Origin of the sequence: Microcoleus sp. AT8-A3 (genome assembly GCF_036705675.1) — a bacterium.
GTDB lineage: Bacteria > Cyanobacteriota > Cyanobacteriia > Cyanobacteriales > Microcoleaceae > Microcoleus.
The window spans coordinates 70,549-86,638 of sequence record NZ_JAUBVD010000009.1 but is presented as its reverse complement, the minus strand read 5'-3'; the positions used below and the strand labels follow the sequence as shown (position 1 = coordinate 86,638).

The 16,090-nt window shown below is 44.7% G+C and carries 15 protein-coding genes; 6 read left to right on the top strand and 9 right to left on the bottom strand.

Annotated features, from left to right (window positions below; genetic code table 11):
• Window positions 1-178 precede the first annotated feature (178 nt).
• Complete coding sequence (locus tag QUB51_RS07705; protein ID WP_333056107.1) at window positions 179-790, bottom strand: cupin; 612 nt, start codon at window positions 788-790, stop codon at window positions 179-181.
• 407 nt (window positions 791-1,197) lie between these two features.
• Here QUB51_RS07705 and QUB51_RS07700 point away from each other — a divergent pair, with 407 nt between their 5' ends.
• A complete protein-coding gene (locus QUB51_RS07700; RefSeq protein ID WP_333232092.1) occupies window positions 1,198-1,845 on the top strand; it encodes a YHS domain-containing (seleno)protein in 648 nt (215 codons plus the stop codon).
• 355 nt (window positions 1,846-2,200) lie between these two features.
• Window positions 2,201-2,902 (top strand): DUF4079 domain-containing protein, encoded by a 702-nt coding sequence (locus QUB51_RS07695; protein WP_333260498.1) that lies wholly within the window; start codon window positions 2,201-2,203, stop codon window positions 2,900-2,902.
• Between the two features lie 198 nt (window positions 2,903-3,100).
• Here the strand turns inward: QUB51_RS07695 and QUB51_RS07690 are convergent, their stop codons facing one another.
• The 3 genes from QUB51_RS07690 to QUB51_RS07680 form a co-directional block, all read right to left on the bottom strand.
• The gene (locus QUB51_RS07690; protein WP_333260495.1) at window positions 3,101-3,979 is read right to left on the bottom strand and encodes a sugar ABC transporter permease; all 879 of its coding nucleotides are present in this window, start codon (window positions 3,977-3,979) and stop codon (window positions 3,101-3,103) included.
• A gap of 132 nt (window positions 3,980-4,111) precedes the next feature.
• Window positions 4,112-5,575 (bottom strand): CIA30 family protein, encoded by a 1,464-nt coding sequence (locus tag QUB51_RS07685; RefSeq protein ID WP_333057409.1) that lies wholly within the window; start codon window positions 5,573-5,575, stop codon window positions 4,112-4,114.
• Window positions 5,576-5,698: 123 nt separating this feature from the next.
• Entirely contained in the window at window positions 5,699-8,221 is a 2,523-nt protein-coding gene (locus QUB51_RS07680) for an ATP-binding protein (protein ID WP_333260492.1), read from the bottom strand.
• A 500-nt stretch (window positions 8,222-8,721) separates the two neighbouring features.
• Between QUB51_RS07680 and QUB51_RS07675 the strand changes: the two genes are divergently transcribed.
• Entirely contained in the window at window positions 8,722-9,096 is a 375-nt protein-coding gene (locus QUB51_RS07675) for a hypothetical protein (RefSeq protein ID WP_333057411.1), read from the top strand.
• A 111-nt stretch (window positions 9,097-9,207) separates the two neighbouring features.
• On the opposite strand, the gene QUB51_RS07670 is transcribed toward QUB51_RS07675, so the two are convergent.
• Window positions 9,208-10,065, bottom strand: coding sequence for an Hpt domain-containing protein (locus QUB51_RS07670; RefSeq protein WP_333260488.1), 858 nt, complete (start codon window positions 10,063-10,065; stop codon window positions 9,208-9,210).
• A 163-nt stretch (window positions 10,066-10,228) separates the two neighbouring features.
• On the bottom strand, window positions 10,229-11,155 hold the full coding sequence (locus tag QUB51_RS07665; RefSeq protein WP_333260485.1) for a DMT family transporter: 927 nt from the start codon (window positions 11,153-11,155) through the stop codon (window positions 10,229-10,231).
• 501 nt (window positions 11,156-11,656) lie between these two features.
• Here QUB51_RS07665 and QUB51_RS07660 point away from each other — a divergent pair.
• Window positions 11,657-12,460 carry an SDR family oxidoreductase gene (locus QUB51_RS07660; protein ID WP_333057414.1) on the top strand — a complete coding sequence of 268 codons (804 nt, stop codon included), beginning with the start codon at window positions 11,657-11,659 and terminating at the stop codon, window positions 12,458-12,460.
• A gap of 112 nt (window positions 12,461-12,572) precedes the next feature.
• On the opposite strand, the gene QUB51_RS07655 is transcribed toward QUB51_RS07660, so the two are convergent.
• Window positions 12,573-12,755: a hypothetical protein gene (locus tag QUB51_RS07655; protein WP_333057415.1), complete on the bottom strand. Its 183-nt coding sequence runs from the start codon at window positions 12,753-12,755 to the stop codon at window positions 12,573-12,575.
• Between the two features lie 15 nt (window positions 12,756-12,770).
• On the opposite strand from QUB51_RS07655, the gene QUB51_RS07650 reads away from it, so the two are divergent.
• Complete coding sequence (locus tag QUB51_RS07650) at window positions 12,771-13,778, top strand: NAD(P)-dependent alcohol dehydrogenase (protein WP_333057417.1); 1,008 nt, start codon at window positions 12,771-12,773, stop codon at window positions 13,776-13,778.
• 61 nt (window positions 13,779-13,839) lie between these two features.
• Here the strand turns inward: QUB51_RS07650 and QUB51_RS07645 are convergent, their stop codons facing one another.
• A complete protein-coding gene (locus QUB51_RS07645; RefSeq protein WP_333057419.1) occupies window positions 13,840-14,649 on the bottom strand; it encodes a calcium-binding protein in 810 nt (269 codons plus the stop codon).
• Between the two features lie 198 nt (window positions 14,650-14,847).
• On the opposite strand from QUB51_RS07645, the gene QUB51_RS07640 reads away from it, so the two are divergent.
• A complete protein-coding gene (locus QUB51_RS07640) occupies window positions 14,848-15,828 on the top strand; it encodes an ATP-binding cassette domain-containing protein (RefSeq protein ID WP_333057420.1) in 981 nt (326 codons plus the stop codon).
• Here the strand turns inward: QUB51_RS07640 and QUB51_RS07635 are convergent.
• A complete protein-coding gene (locus tag QUB51_RS07635; RefSeq protein WP_333232104.1) occupies window positions 15,770-16,081 on the bottom strand; it encodes a hypothetical protein in 312 nt (103 codons plus the stop codon). The two genes, QUB51_RS07640 and QUB51_RS07635, sit on opposite strands and share 59 nt — an antisense overlap.
• Between the last annotated feature and the right edge of the window lie 9 nt (window positions 16,082-16,090).

Here is a 16,090-nt window from a genome sequence, read left to right as displayed (position 1 = left end):
TAAGCATTAAAATTAGGAAAAATTCCAACTAGATTGTTCCTGGACGCACTGTACAGTCAGAAACCGGGTTTTTTTACGAAAATCCTTCGTTATAGCCAGGAGATTCGCTAAAAAACCCGGTTTCTTTGGTATGAGTGCGTCCAGGACTATCGATCAAAAAATTCATCAAGCTGCTATCTTAAAAGTTTTCCGCAGTGCCTTTAATCTGGTTAAACTCAAATCGCCGATCGTAATCTGTTACACCATAAAGATTAAAACTAATGGTTGGTTGATCTCCCAGTGCTTCCACATGATGAATCGCATCTGGCATTAAGCACAAAACGTCACCAGGGGCAAGCAAAATATCGCCCACTGTTGTGATTTTATCGGGAAACTTGCGAGTTGGCGATCGCTGCCAAAAAGTATTTTTCTCCTGTCCATCAAGTAGCGCCACCAGTCCCCAACTGGCATGATTGTGAATCGGAGAAACAGCACCCGGAGCCCAAGCCACCAACTGCACCGTCAGAGGAAAAAATGGTTCATCATACAGTGTTTGTACGGCCCAGCCTGTCTCAGAGTCAGGCTCAAGGAGAGCAATTTGAAACCAGGAAGAACTATCTAACAACCTGCGGACAAGGGGACAAATTGCCTGGAGTCGTAAATAATCATCACTAATTTGCTCTAATACATCTTCCAAGTCAGTTAAAAAGCGGTAAAGTCGGTAGGGATGAGTCAAATCTTCAATTTGACTTGTAGCCTCAAAAATACTGCACTGTCCATCATCAGTCACTAACCAGTCTTTTCCTGTCATAATTTCTCAACTCGCGATTAAATTACTGCACTACTAAGTTTCTCATCAGCAATCTTGGGTTGAGAAACCAGATATCTAGCAAGAAACCCGGTTGCTAAGCCAAGAGTGTATCAAGGACTCTTAAGGATAGTCAGGGTTAATCTCCACTCTATAAGAAATTCCGGGTAACTAGATGATGCGTTCCTAATTTCCCGATGAATTTTTGCTGAATAAAGGGACGTATAAAGTATTCAGAGTTTTATCTCTCATCCATCTCTTCCTCATCTAGCACTCATTTTCTTGAGCATTAATGTAAATAACCTCAAAGCTTGAGGACAACAACAAGCCAGCATAATTCCCAGAGAGCAAGAACTCTCAAGCAAACATCTGGCGTGGAATTACTAACAATTTATCTGGAAATTAGACACATGAAAGTAAAATACATTACTACGATCGCCATTGCCGCCATTCTCGGTTTGGTAACAACTAATGTTAGCTACGGCAACTTCAAGGCATCAACAAACTCAAACTCTACAACGGTTTCATCCAAGGTTGCACAATCCAATCCTTGTGCGGGTAAAGCCAATCCTTGTGCTGGTAAAGCCAATCCTTGTGCGGGTAAAGCCAATCCTTGTGCGGGTAAAGCCAATCCTTGTGCGGGCAAAAGCAGCACAGCAACCGTTCATCCTGAATTTTACACCGAAAAAGGTGTGGCTCTTGATGGTCAGGATGTTGTAGCCTATTTCACCCAAAGCAAATTAGTTATGGGAGTTAGCCAATTTAAACATAATTGGGGTGGAACAACTTGGATGTTTGCTAATGCAGCAAACCGTGATATGTTTGCTAAAAATCCTGAAAAGTATGCTCCTCAATACGGTGGATATTGCGCCCAGGGAACCAGTGAAGGGCATCTTGTTGTCACTCAGCCTGACGCCTGGAAAATCGTTAATGGGAAGCTTTATCTCAACTACGACAAGAAAGTACAAGCACAGTGGATGGGGGATATTCCTGGTCACATTGCTTCAGGAAACAAAAATTGGCCTGCTATTCTGAATAACAAAGAACTGTTCCGCTAAGGAATGAGAATTAAATAACTTCCACAAGTTTGTGGGATGGGCGTCCCGTCCGTCCGTTTTGGACGGGCGGGACGCCCATCCCACTTTCAAGAGTGGAAGTTATTTAGTTCTCATTCCTTAACAAGCTGTACCTCACACAATTGACAACTGCTATATTTTCTGAGCGAGCAAAATATTGGGTGACTTATCCTTCATAAAGCGTGTTGGTAGTCAGGACTTCAGTTGTATCTATGCCGATGAACAATTACTATTAGTCCTGACTACCAAATTCCTGTGCTTAGATCGCCGGATATGATATTATGTATCGCAAAAACCGGGTTAATGAAGCCAACTCTCCTCAAGAAAAAGGTGATCTATGGAATTTAAAGATTTTCTGGGTTTGCTGCATCCTATTTTAGCTGTAGCGATTGTTTTTCCTATGCTTGGTGTTGTTCTCAATATGGCGTGGCAAACTATGCAGCGTCGCAAGCAAATTGCGATCGACACCAAGAGCAAAATTCCACCTGTAGTCGGTTCAGAACACGTCAAAGCAGGTCGAATTCTGTCAGGTTCTGTGGTAGGAGTGACGTTGGTGGGTCTAGCCTACCCGATTTTTGAGCATATTTTGAGCAAGGATGTTTGGAGCAAAAACTCGTTTCAGGTCATTTTCATTGTGCTGATGTTTGTTGCAACTGTCGCCTCTTTGGTGATGCTATATCGAGCTACACCCGCTTTATGGCGCGGCATATTTGCGACCCTAACAGGTACTGGTTTGGTGATTCTTGGCACTCAAGATGGCGTTTATCGGCGAACCAATGAATGGTACTGGTCTCACTACTACATTGGCATCGCCGCTGCGCTAATTATGGTTTTCTCCCTTGCCATCATTCAAGACATTTACAAAGACCGGTCAAATCGCTGGCGCACTATCCATGTGATATTAAACTCGATCGCCGTGCTGCTCTTTCTGGGACAGGGAATGACCGGAACCAGGGATTTATTAGAAATTCCTCTTAACTGGCAGAAACCCTATATTTATACCTGTGATTTCACCAATAAGACCTGCCCAAAACCGTGAGCGATCGCATTACTTTGAGATTCAAGTCTAAAATTAGTATAAATTAGAAGGGCGGGACACCCCACAAGAAATTTCATGTATTGTGAAACAGGCATCTTGCCTGTTTTTAAGATGTGATGTATTGTGGAACAGGCATCTTGCCTGTTCTTGAGATCAGAATGTTGCAATATCTCACTCACTACCAATCAGTCACCAATCTTAATCATTGCGAGTCAAACCCTGAAGACTAACTTGCAAAATCGACAAACCCAAAATTAGCAAAAACAAAACCAGCCCGATCGTACAAGCATAGCCAATTTCCAAATCCTTAAAAGCCCGTTCGTAAAGATAATAAACAACAGTCTTAGAATTATTGCGAGGGCCGCCCTGAGTCATAATATAAACTTCTTCAAAAACCTTAGTAGCAGAAATCGCCGAAATTACCGCAACCAAAACTAAATACGGCTTCATCAGCGGCACAGTAATATCCCAGTGCTTTCCCAAACCATCAGAACCATCAATAGCAGCCGCCTCATAAAGTTCTGCCGGAATAGCTTGCAGCCCTGCCAAATAAATTACCATGTAATAGCCCAATCCTTTCCAGATAGTAACTGCCATGACGCTAAAGATTGCTAACTTCGGATTAGCCAGCCAAGAAACAGGAGGTAAACCCAACAATTCCCCCAACTGATTCAGCAGTCCAGTCTCAGCAAACAGCCACTTCCAAGCAATCCCGGCGACAACCATTGAAATCACCGCCGGCGTGTAGTATGCGGCTCGAAACCAGTTCATCCCCTTAAGTTTTTGGTTGCACAAAATCGCCATTCCCAACGGTAGAACAACCAATACAGGCACAACGCAGGTGAGATACAGCAGCGTATTCGTCAAAGTTTGCCAAAATGTGCGATCGCCCCACAACCTCTCAAAATTCTTTAAACCCACCCACTGCGGCATTTGAGTTAAATCATATTCGTAGTTGGTAAAACTCAAATAAAAAGCTTGTACCGCAGGCCACAAAACAGTCAAACTCAAAATAAATAAAGCAGGTAGCAAAAACAAATAAGGAGTCAGGTTTCGTCGCAAAAAAGTCAAAGGCATAAATTAGTTATTAGTTATTAGTTATTACTCGTTCCCAGGCCGAGCCTGGGAACCAGTTATCTCTTAGTCTGCGGAGGCAGACTTCGTTTGTGTAGACGCGGTTTCAACCGCCGAGTAATAAGGGATTAACACTTATTTAACTCCAGAAAACAAACCCTGCCAGTCTCCGGGAGAACTGCCATTTTCCCCCTCTTTCACCTCAAAAGTAACGTTGCAAGCTTGCGGTTGTTCCAAAGCCTCCACGCACAATTCTGCAATATCTTCCCGACTGACTTTGCCCCTAATATTGTCTCCTTGCTCAAATATTAAAGCTTTGCCTCCCGCTTCTTCTGTCAAAGCGCAAGGTCTGACAACAGTATAAGGTATGCCGCTCGATCGCACGCAATCCTCCCCTTTCAACTTCCAAGTCAAAATCCCCCCCAACATATCATTCATCCTGACAGCAGGCGGTTCTTCTTCCAAGTTAATTCCCGGTCGGCCAGGGCGGGTAACTCCTGCCGAACTCACCATCACAAATCGCGGCAAAGTCTGTCCCCCATCAGCTTTAATAGATTCTAACTCCAGTTGAAAAATACCCGGTGTAAATTTCGGGTTGAGCGCGCCATCATATTCAAACTTGCTCAACATTAACTGAAAAGAAAAAATAGTGCTGGCATCAAATTTAGAGCCATCTTTGACAGTTTTGGCGCGGAATACTGGGATTAACTCATCAAAGGGAACAGTGATAGTAATCCAGATATTGTAAACAGTATCAAACGAATAGCAATAGCCAATTCCATCCCATTTAGCTTCGCTGCGAACAATCAATTTGTAGCGCTTGCCGTCTCCTTTGACACGTAGTTGGAGACCGCTAAATCCTGCGAGATTGAGGGGAGGATCGAAGTTGCGGGTACGCACCGAAGCAAAGCCGCCCGAGTTGGCAGTAGAAACATTGCCTGTGAAGATAGCTGTATTGTCTGTAAGTACGATCGAACTTTCGCTAGTGCCGCCCATCACGATATCGTCTAGCGCACCCCAAGTTTCTTTTAAATCTTGGCTGGGTTTTGTGAAGTCAAAAATTATTTTTTCGCCTGCTTTAATTAGCTGGCGGCGAACAGCTTGCACCAAATTATTGAGGCCTTTGTATTCGACTATTTCGGGAACATCCACAACTTCCGGCATATAAAATTTGATGCCTTGATAATATTTTTCCCGCGTTGGAGTGTCTCCTTCTACTGGTTGAACTTTGGTGCCAGTACAGCAGATAACTGCTTCTATGCCCTCGGTTACTAGCGGTGTTAGGGTTTCTGGGAGAGTGATATCTCCTTCGACTAATTCGACATTTTTGCCGAGAATTTCTGTTGCTCTTTTAGCATCTCTGACGAGGGCTCGCACTCTATATCCCCGCTGTTGCAGCCGCTTGACAACTCGCTTCCCGACGCCGCCGGTAGCACCGGCTACCAGTATCAGTTTGGGTTGGTCTTTTTTAGTTTTGCTGCTGCTTCCAAAGAGTTGTTGCAGCCAGCTAATGCTGCCAATGAAGGGAATGACGCCGAAATAAGCCAAGGTTTTGAGAAACCGGCCGGCATCCCATTGGGCGGTTTTTTTTTCAGTCATACTAGCTTCCTCTGAATTGGCTCAAATCTACTTAGCTGCTTTTGTATTTTAATCTAATTTTCGATTTTTGAATTGGGGCGATTTCCTAGCCTTTGGGATAGATTCGCTAGCGCGGACTTTTTTTCACTTGACAATGGGTGTGGGGTGAGTTTGGCTCAAGGGAATCTCAATAATCAACTCGGTACCCTCTCCGGGGGCAGAAATGCAAGTCAATTTGCCACCGTGTTGTTCTAGCACAATTTCGTGGCTAATCGCCAAACCTATCCCCGCACCTTTGCCCACCTGTTTTGTGGTAAAAAACGGCTCAAAAATTTTCTGGCGCACTTTTTCTTCCATGCCCCAACCGTTGTCCTCGATCCGAACTGCTACGGCTTTTTTCCCCGGACAAAGTTCAGTCACAATCCGAATTTGTCCGTACTTAACTGGCTCTTCTTTGTCCCCGCCGTGCGACGATAAGTTATTGTTGACAAAGGCATCTTCGAGAGCATCAATGGCATTTGCCAGTACATTCATAAATACTTGGTTGATTTGAACTGGGTAACACTCAACAAAAGGCAGAGAACCATATTCTTTGATGAGATGAATTGCGGGGCGATCGGGCTTCGGTTTTAGTCGATTACTCAAAATCAACAAAGCGCTATCCAATCCGTCGTGAATGTCAACTGGTTTAATCTCTGCTTCGTCAATTCTAGAGAAGTTTCGCAGCGACTGAACTATCTCGCGGATGCGGTTAGCTCCTACTTTCATTGAACCCAGCAATTTCGGTAAGTCTTCAACTATGAACTCTAATTCTACTGCTTCTATTTGTGCTTCAATTTCTGGCGAAGGCGACGGATAGTGCTGGTTGTAAAGCTGCAATAAATTGATCATTTTTTGACTGTATTCATTAGCATAGCTAAGATTGCCGTAGATGAAGTTAATCGGGTTAGTGACTTCATAAGCTACTGCCGCCACCAACTGTCCCAAGCTTGACATTCTTTCGCTTTGCACCAATTGAGTCTGCGCCCGCTTCAGCTCGGACATCGCTGTTTTTAAATGAGCAGTTTTTTCCCGTTCTCTGGCGACTGATGCTTCTAGTGCTGTATTTAATTTTTCGAGTTTATCGACTTGACACAGCACTATATTAATCATTGCTTTTTTCAGTTCCAATGCAGCTTCTATTTCGCATTGTTTCCAAGGCAACGATTTGTACCTCACATTTTCTTTCCACAGCTCGAAGGATTTCCGAGGAGACAGTCGAGGGTTGCCATCTTCATCGGTTTCCACTGGTTTGTTGGGGTTGCCCGCCCAATTTACGGTCTTAATTACTTCCGGGCGAAACCACAAAACGTATATTTTCTGAGTCGGAGATATTGCTATGGCCAAACACCCGCTGGCTGTGTCTTTAAATTCCTCAGCTTCTGGATAGCATTTGGTGAGCGAGTCCGTATAAAAAATTTCTTGTTTGAGGTTATTTTGCACCCAATTAGTTAAGTATTTGAGCGCTTCTCCTTGAGGTGTTTGCCCTACTTGATAGCACTTGTCTCCAAATACTATTGCGGCTCCCTGGGCGTTGACTGCTTCTAGCAAATTCTGCTGACATTTAACTAACACTTCTGACAAGTTGTCGGACGTGGATATGTCTTCAAAAATCTTGGTTTGAATGGATTTTAAGTGTAGTTTGTAGTCGTAGTCTTCGTTTCCTTCTTTTGATTGCAGTTCTAAGGACATTACTTGCCCGATAAATTCGCAGGCGGCGCGCAATTCATAGTTGAGGTATTTTGGTGTATAGTTGTGGCAAGCAATCAATCCCCACAGTTTTTTGTCTTTGATTAACGAGATTGACATCGAAGCTGCAACGCCCATATTTTGCAGGTATTCTATGTGAATGGGAGAAACGCTTCTCAATACGCTGAAACTCAGGTCTCGCGGCTGGGTCGTGAGAGCATTATTTCCTGAAACAAGGGGGACTGGTTGATAATTAATATCTGGGATTAACCTCAGCCAATTTAACGCATACAGTTGTCGGGCTTGTTTGGGAATATCTGAACTTGGGTAGTTTAATCCTAAGAAAGGACTCAGCATTTCTGCTTTGTCTTCAGCGATTACAGCGCCGTTGCCTTCGTGGTCAAATTGATAGACCATAACTCTATCAAAACCCGATATTTTTCTGACTTCTTCTACAGTTATTTGAGATAATTCTTTGAGATTTTTGGCGCTTTGAATTTTGCTGATAGTAGATCTCACTGAATGATAAAAACTAAAAACTGAAAGATTTTCTGGGCTGGTGGCCAATTCCAACTCGACCATCAATACTTCTTCTACTCGGTGGAGGATGCAGTCAAATTCTAAATATTTACCTTTGTTTATGACAGAGAGTTTAATGGGATTAACGGTTTTTAAGTTTTCATTACACAAACAAAGCTTGAGTTTTTTGAGTTGAACTCTATTGAAGAATAAGCTCAAATTTCGACCGATCGCACTTTCGGGCTCTACTCCTAACAAATCTTGCGTATTTTCACTGACTTGCAGTATTTCTAGTTCAGGTTCTCGTACAACAAGTAGCACCCCGTGTGGCTGAATCAGCCCCGATATGTGAATCTGTTCTCTGTCGCAGTTTGTCAAGTCAACTTCTTCGAGTGCGGGAATTGTGATTTGTAGATCCATTTTCTTTGTCTTCCGCTGTAAAATGTCGAGAGGGTTCTAATGATTTGAGATTTGAGAGCCAAGTGGCTTTTCTATGATAATCTCATATTGTTCGATCGCATAACTGATCGATCCCTGGACGGACACTGAGAATCAATCAAGAATCAATCATCCGATCATCAGCGAATCAAAAAAGATTTAGTCGAAAATCAGCCGGCAGTATTTGTTGCTGTGAGACCAGCCTCAGCTTTCTATAAATTTTACCGACTTGGCTCCTATATACTATCGCTTCCCGATGTTAATTATCATAGCAATTGTTGCGATTCTTCAAGTATGTTTAATAATTTTCCAAAACTTTAATATTTGTGGTAAAATTTTCCCTGCAAGAAAAGGGGGAGAGAAATGCGTCTCCAGAGCGGCCTACTTACTGAAATATTAAGTTAAGGTAAGGGTGACAAGATATGAAAGTCAAGTCACGCTAAGCTCTTTAAGTATACCCAACAGGCCAGACATTTAGACTGATGCTCGACTTCAATACAGTTACTGAATTTTCTCATACCTACTGCATAGCTATCTGTGCCTTTTTAGTTCCGGCAAACTTGCTGACTACTTTGCAGACAGCGATTTTGACAGGACTAAACCGACCTCGAATGCAAATTTGGGCGTCTGTGGTTGTCGCCAGCCTTTGGGCTACAGCAATGATATTTCACGTTTTTACCTGGTTCGCGATCGGGGTAGTAATGCCTCCGACATACATCTTGCTAGTTATGGCAATCACTTGTCTGACAATCAATGTCTGGGCGATCGCTCATCCTGCAAGCATGATGCAATTAATTCGAGTTGCGGTATCAGTTGTTAGGGGATATTTCCGAAGGAAGAAGGATGTAGTTGTCTAAAAACTTAAAAAAAATGGCAGGGGGTAATGTGAAAAAAATCAGGGAAAATATGGGTTTCCGAAGATTTTTTCGAGAGGCAAATCGTGCTTCCGAGGGCTGAGTTTTCAGCGGTTATTCCGGTTCGCGATCGCGACAATCATCTGTTTCCGGGCCGCGGGGATGGATCGTGCAGTTGAGCAGGTAGCCCCCGTCGCTTCTGCCGTAATAGTAGCGGCATCCGATGCAAATTGCGGGAGGTTCGATCGCACTTTGGTAAAGCGGATAATCTCCAGTCGCCAGCAGCGAAAAGTCGCGCTGCGTCTGAACATTCCCGATAATAGCGCCGGAGAGTTCGACAGCTTGGCGGATGTTTTCGATCCTGGTGTAAGGCGGCAGGTAAATGTCAATACAAAGGCGTATCCCCTGGCTATCCTGATCGTGGCGGGTAATAGTGCCTCCGAGCAAACCGACGCGCGAAGCAATAGTCGAGGAAAATTCGCTCAGGGAGGTGCAGTAACCGGAGAAAACGTGAATATGTTCGTCCGTAGTAGCTCTCACCGTCAGGCGAGTGGGAATTCGCAATCTCAGGTAAGCGTCGAGTTCGTCAAAAACTGGTTCGGCGATGGATAGCATTTGGTTTGCGTCTTCGTGCTTGAGCCCAAAACCCTTAGAAACCTTGGACACGAGGGCGGCTAAAATATCAAAAACTTCGGTTAAGAGCGATTGTAGCCTGCTATCAATGGCGATCGGACATTCTCTCAGCAGCTTTAAATAATCCTCCAACCGATGAGCCATGCGCTGAATGCTGCTAAATCCGAGCATAGCTGCTCCCGCTTTAATCGAGTGCGAGGCTCGGATGAGCTGGTGTATTCTTTGGGGATCTGCCAGGGTGTTTTGGATATCTTGCAAGCCTGGTTCGATAATTTGGATCTGTTCTGTGGCTTCTTCGATAAAGTAGCCGATGATCCGCTGTAGTTGTTCTGGCAGCATAATTTTATTCTCCTAAAGGCAACCGAGTATTATTAGTCATTAGTCAGACATTTGATAGTTTGGAACTGATATTTAACTGACGAGTTATTTTTGTTTTTAAGCCCTGATTTGTTTTATTCTGACTCACGGCAACTGTAGTGGCAATGTCGAAAACTTTTAACTCTTAAGTGTTGACAGTAATTTTTTTGGCTCCGACGGTAGCGGTTGCTACACCCAACAACAGCACCGCAGCACCTGCGAGTACCGCCGGCGCCGGCATTTCCCCAAACAGCAAATAACCCAACCAACTCGCCGCCACCGGTTCAAACAAGATGGCAAGAGTTACCAGAGTTGGGGAAATCTGCATTACAGCCCAGTTCAAAATGGTGTGGCCGACTAACTGAGGCAAAGCTGCCGTTAACAAAATATAAAAATATACAATGTCGGGGTAATTAGTATAAGTAGTGCCGAAGGCGAAGGGGAGAGGCAGCAGGACGATCGCAGCAATAGTATAGGCGATCGCGATATAGCCACCAATTCCCAGTCCCCGGCGCTGAGCTTCCCGCCCCAGCAGCAAATACAAGCTGACAGCCCAGGAACCAGCCAGAGCAAGGAAATCGCCCAGCAGTTGGCTGCTGCCAGCATTAGCTGCGCCCGCACTTCCAAGGGCGATCGCCATTCCCCCAGTCAGGGCTATAGTAATACCAGCGATCGACATTTTGCTGAGTTTTTCGCCGAACCAGAAACGCGACAAAAGCGCTACCCAGACAGGATTAGTGGTGACAAGGGCTGTCGAGGCGGCGATCGAAGTATAAGAAAGTGAGGTAATCCAGAGGGCAAAATGCAGGGCGAGACACAAACCCGCAGCCGCAGCATAGCGCCGAGCTCCCGGTTGCAGGGTGTTCCACTGAATTTTTCGCCAAGCCGGAAGCAGAATTAAAGCAGATAAAGTCAGACGAGAGGCCGCGAGCACCAGACTGAAACCCAAACCGCCCGCCCCTGCTGAAAAGTTAGCCAGCCGAATTAAGATTGATGAAGTTGAGACGGCTAAAACGCCGATAATTAACACTAGGGCGATCGACCAATTAGGCGTTTGTTTCGGAAGATTCATTTTTTAGGCATTGGGCATTGGCTAAACAGGGCATTGGGAAAATTTACAAAGCAATTTTCGCACAAATTATGAATAATTTCTCTTCTCTTCTTCTCCTCTCCTCTTCTCTCTTCCTTCGCGTCTTAGCGCTAACGCGCCGCATCGCTAACGCGCCTTCGCGGTTCGTTAAAAAAGCCCGATCGCCAAATGAAAAATTGCTATACTCAAGAAATATTAACCTAGAGCGCGCCTAAAATTACCTGACCTCTGTTATAGTTTCAATATCGCAGTATGGGCAGGGCGGGTTTATGAGATTGTAGATTATGGGCAATTATTGTTGGCGAACCCGCCCCTACAAAAATTAACATCACACAAGTCCGAATCATCTCGTTTCCGGTTGCATCGGTATTGTTCAAATGTCCAAACAGTTAACTGTTAACAGTCAACAGTCAACAGCTAACAGTCAACAGTCAACTGTCATTCCGGTTGAACCGGAATTGATATTACAATTTATAACTATCTATGGCTCCTACAGTTTTGATTACAGGCGCTTCTCAAGGAAGCGGCAAAGCAACAGCAATTTTATTTGCAAGTAAAGGTTACGATGTAGTTATGGTAGCTCGCCAGCCAGAGAGATTGGCAGCAGCAGCGGCTCAAGTGCAGCGAGAAGGCACTTCCGCTGTTGCTATTCCGGGGGATGTTGGCGACATTCATCAAGTGCGGGCGATCGTCCAAAAAGCCCTAGATACCTGCGGCAACATCGATGTTTTAGTTAACAATGCTGGCATTTGTCTCACGGGGGCGATCGAGCACACTACCTCCGAAGACTGGCAGCAATTAATGAATACCAATTTTTGGGGATGCGTTAACACAATTCAAGAAATGTTGCCACATTTTTTGGAACGAAAAACCGGGACAATCGTCAATGTTGGTTCAATTGGTGGCAAAATGCCTTTGCCTCAAATGACTGCTTATTGTGCCAGCAAATATGCAGTAACAGGTTTAACAGAAACTTTGCGATTGGAATTAGCGCCTCAAGGTATTCACGTTTGCGCCGTGCATCCGGGCCTGATTAACAGCGATTTTTTAGAAAGAGCTCAATTTCGCGATCGAGACGAACCCGCAGTCGAATCGCGCCGCCAGCAAATGAGCAAAATGCTGAAATCTGAGTGGGCAACTCAGCCAGAAGATATTGCTAAAGCTATCTGGGATGCTTTGAAAAATCAGCGTGCAGAAGTTACCGTCGGCCCTGCTTTTTTGGCATCGGAAGCTTATCGGTTATTTCCCGGTTTGATGCAGTGGGCAATGGGAAATGGCAAGCTGTGAGACTAATTGGTAATTGCTATAGCAATCCTAAATGATTTGTGTAATTCTTGTAGGGGCAACCCCCCCGTGGTTGCCCCGATGCAGGCTGGGGTAGGCACTATTAGCACTACCCCTAAATATTTTTACAACTGATGCGAGGATTGCTATAATTGGTAATTGCTAATTGGTAAGGTGCGCCACAAGCACCCGACAAATTATTAGTAACGCGCATCATTTCTAGGGGTATGTTCACCTGAATATATACAACTAAAGAAAGAGACTGTGAAAGTCGATCGAGCACTATAATGGCAAACAAACCAGGAAATACACCATGCAAATCAAAGCACTTGCAGTTACAAAAACAGGCGGATTGCTTGAAGAATACAAATTCGATGTCGAACCTCCAAAAGTACATGAATGTATTATCAAAGTTTTAGCCTGCGGCATTTGTCACTCTGACTTGCACATGATTGACAATGACTGGGGTCAATCAAAATATCCCCTCGTTCCGGGCCACGAAGTTATCGGAGAAGTGGCAGAAATAGGGCCGCAAGTGACTCATTTAAAAGTGGGCGATCGCGTTGGTGTCGGCTGGCAAAGGTCGTCTTGTTTGCAGTGCCACGACTGCTTGCGCGGTAACGAAAATCTCTGCGATGAAAACCAGGGATTAATTGTTACAGGGCCGGGCGGTTTTGCCGATTATTTGATGGTAGATTCCCGCTTTGCTTTTCCTATTCCCAAAGGCATCGATTCCAACGTAGCGGGGCCGCTGTTGTGCGGCGGAATTACGGTTTACGCCGGTTTGCGAAATGCGGGGATGAGTTCTGGGCAAGAAATTGGCATTCTTGGCATCGGCGGTTTGGGACACATGGCGGTGCAATTTGCCAAAAAATTAGGCAACCGAGTTACAGTTTTTACTACTTCCCAAGATAAGGCAGAATTTGCACATAAAATGGGGGCGGACGAAGCTATTGTAGTAGGAAAAGGCGAAGTTCCTCAAGCCCCCAGCAGCAAATTAGATATTTTGTTGAGCACTGTTCCTGCTTCTTTAGATTGGGTTCCGTACATTGATTTTCTCGATTCTAACGGTGCGCTTGCTTTTGTGGGAGTTCCCGACGAACCTTTGAGCATTCCGTTATTTTCGCTGCTGGTAAAGCAACGCCGAATTGTGAGTTCTCTCATCGGCGGTCGCGCTATGATTAATGAAATGCTGGCAATTGCAGAGAAGTTTGAGATTGAGCCAATTGTTGAAGTTTTTGCGATCGCACAAGCGAATGAAGCAATGCAGAAAGTCCGGGACAATCAAGTGCGCTATCGCGCAGTTTTGACGATGAGTTAGATAATGGGTAATGGGTAAGGTGCGCCCGGTCGCACCCTACTAGAGATATATAAGCAACGAATTAAAGCAAAGAATTAGCATTAATAAAACGATCGTTTAAATCGGCTGGGGTCACATTCAAAACAGTACCCAACAACGCATTAGTAAAACCAAATCTAATATTAGTAGCTTCCACACGGCCGTTGCCATCGGGATCGAGACTTCGCTGGGAAATGCCACCCTTGGCTAACAAACTCGTTCCCCCCGCTATAGTTGCAGGATTGATCAGCAGCAGTCTCGGATCGTTCAAGCTATAGCTTACCTCTTCCAATGATATATTGCTGCTGGTAAATGCCACACTAATGCCAATCGAATCGCTAGACTTATCAAAATCCACAATTACCGCGTCAGGAACTTCAATTCCAACTACTCGGATTCCCGCTTGATCGACTCTAAAAACAAATACATCATTCCCTGCACCACCTTGGTAAATATCCACATCTCTGTCGCCAATTAAAGTATCATTACCGTCTCCGCCCACTAACAAATCAACACCTTGTCCTCCGCGCAACAAATCATTTCCCGCACCCCCATCAAGGAAATCGCTATTTCTATCTCCTGTCAAGAAATCGTCGCCAGTTTCTCCCAAAACATCGTCATCATCTTTGCCGGCGTAAATAGAATCATTGCCGACACCGCCTAACAGACTGTCTTTACCATCGTTGCCGAAAATCCGTTCTGCATCTGACGATCCCCTGACAGTATCATTGCCGCCCACCATCCAAAGTCCCCCAGGAAAACTAGCAAGTTGTCCTGGTGCAAGTGTAATATTTTCAGGAGAATTGTCTCCTACCAAACGAGAGATGCCTGAATTATCTGGGGTGAGTACCATAGTTGTAAACTTTGTGCGATGTGATTATGGATATTTTGCAATATTCTACAGTTTATTAGGGTGCGCCAGAACACAGTTACTTCCTGACTCGCGATCGAGCAATGGCTGGCGCACCCTACTAGATAGCTCGATCGCTCCATCTTGACACAAGCCTGATGGAAATACCCTAGATTAAAATAAAAGTTAAAATTTGAGCCGATGCCAATTATCTTAGTTGAAGACTTGAGCAAAGTTTATCCAGTAGCGATTAAAGAACCGGGACTTAAAGGAACAGTGCGACACTTTTTTAGTCGCACTTACCGCAATATCAAAGCAGTTGAGGGCGTCTCTTTCAGTATTGAACCGGGGGAATTCGTGGGGTTTCTCGGCGCTAACGGTGCGGGCAAAACTACTACGCTGAAAATGCTGACGGGTTTGATTTATCCGTCTGCGGGTACGGTGAGTGTGTGCGATCGTACTCCTTTCCGTCGCGAAGCCGATTTTCTGCAAAAAATCACCTTAGTGATGGGGCAGAAACAGCAGTTAATTTGGGATTTACCTGTGCTTGACTCTCTGCGAATCAATGCCGCTGTCTACGGCATTCCCGATGCAGATTATCGACGGCGAGTCGGAGAATTAACAGAGATGCTGTCACTAGAAGGCAAGTTAAATCAGCCTGTACGAAAGCTTTCTTTAGGCGAACGCATGAAAGCTGAATTGATGGCGGCGCTGCTGCACCAGCCGGAGGTATTATTTTTAGATGAACCGACTTTAGGTTTGGATATAAACGCACAGTTTAGCGTCAGGCAATTTCTGCGAGAATATAACGAGCGCTATCAAGCAACGGTGCTGTTGACGAGTCATTACATGGCTGACATTACGGCTTTGTGCAAGCGCGTTTTGTTAATCCATGAAGGGCAATTAGTTTATGATGGCAGTTTAGACGGATTGCTCGACAGGTTTGCACCTTATCGGGAAGTTCAGGTAAAATTAGCTAAGCCGCTGGAAAAAGATAGTGCTTTTGCTTACGGCGAGGTAGAATCTATTGAGGGACAATCGGTACGATTTTTGGTGAAAAGGGAAGAGCTGACGGTGAGCGTGGCGAAGATTTTGGCGGAGTTAGAAGTGATAGATTTGACTGTTACCGATCCGCCAATTGAAGAGGTAATTGGTAGAGTTTTTCGCACGGGAAAAGTGTAATGTTTTTGGCTGGGTTGATTCTCCATAGCAGGCAAGATATCTGTTCCACTAGATTTTCAATGTTTTGTGGAACGGGCATCTTGCCCGTTGCTAAAACAGAAAAATTGAACAGGCAAGATGCCTGTTCCACTAGATTTTCAATATTTTGTGGAACGGGCATCTTGCCCGTTGCTAAAACCGTTGCTAAAACAGAAAAATTGAACAGGCAAGATGCCTGTTCCACAAGAGTTTCAATATTTTGTGGAACGGGCATCTTGCCCGT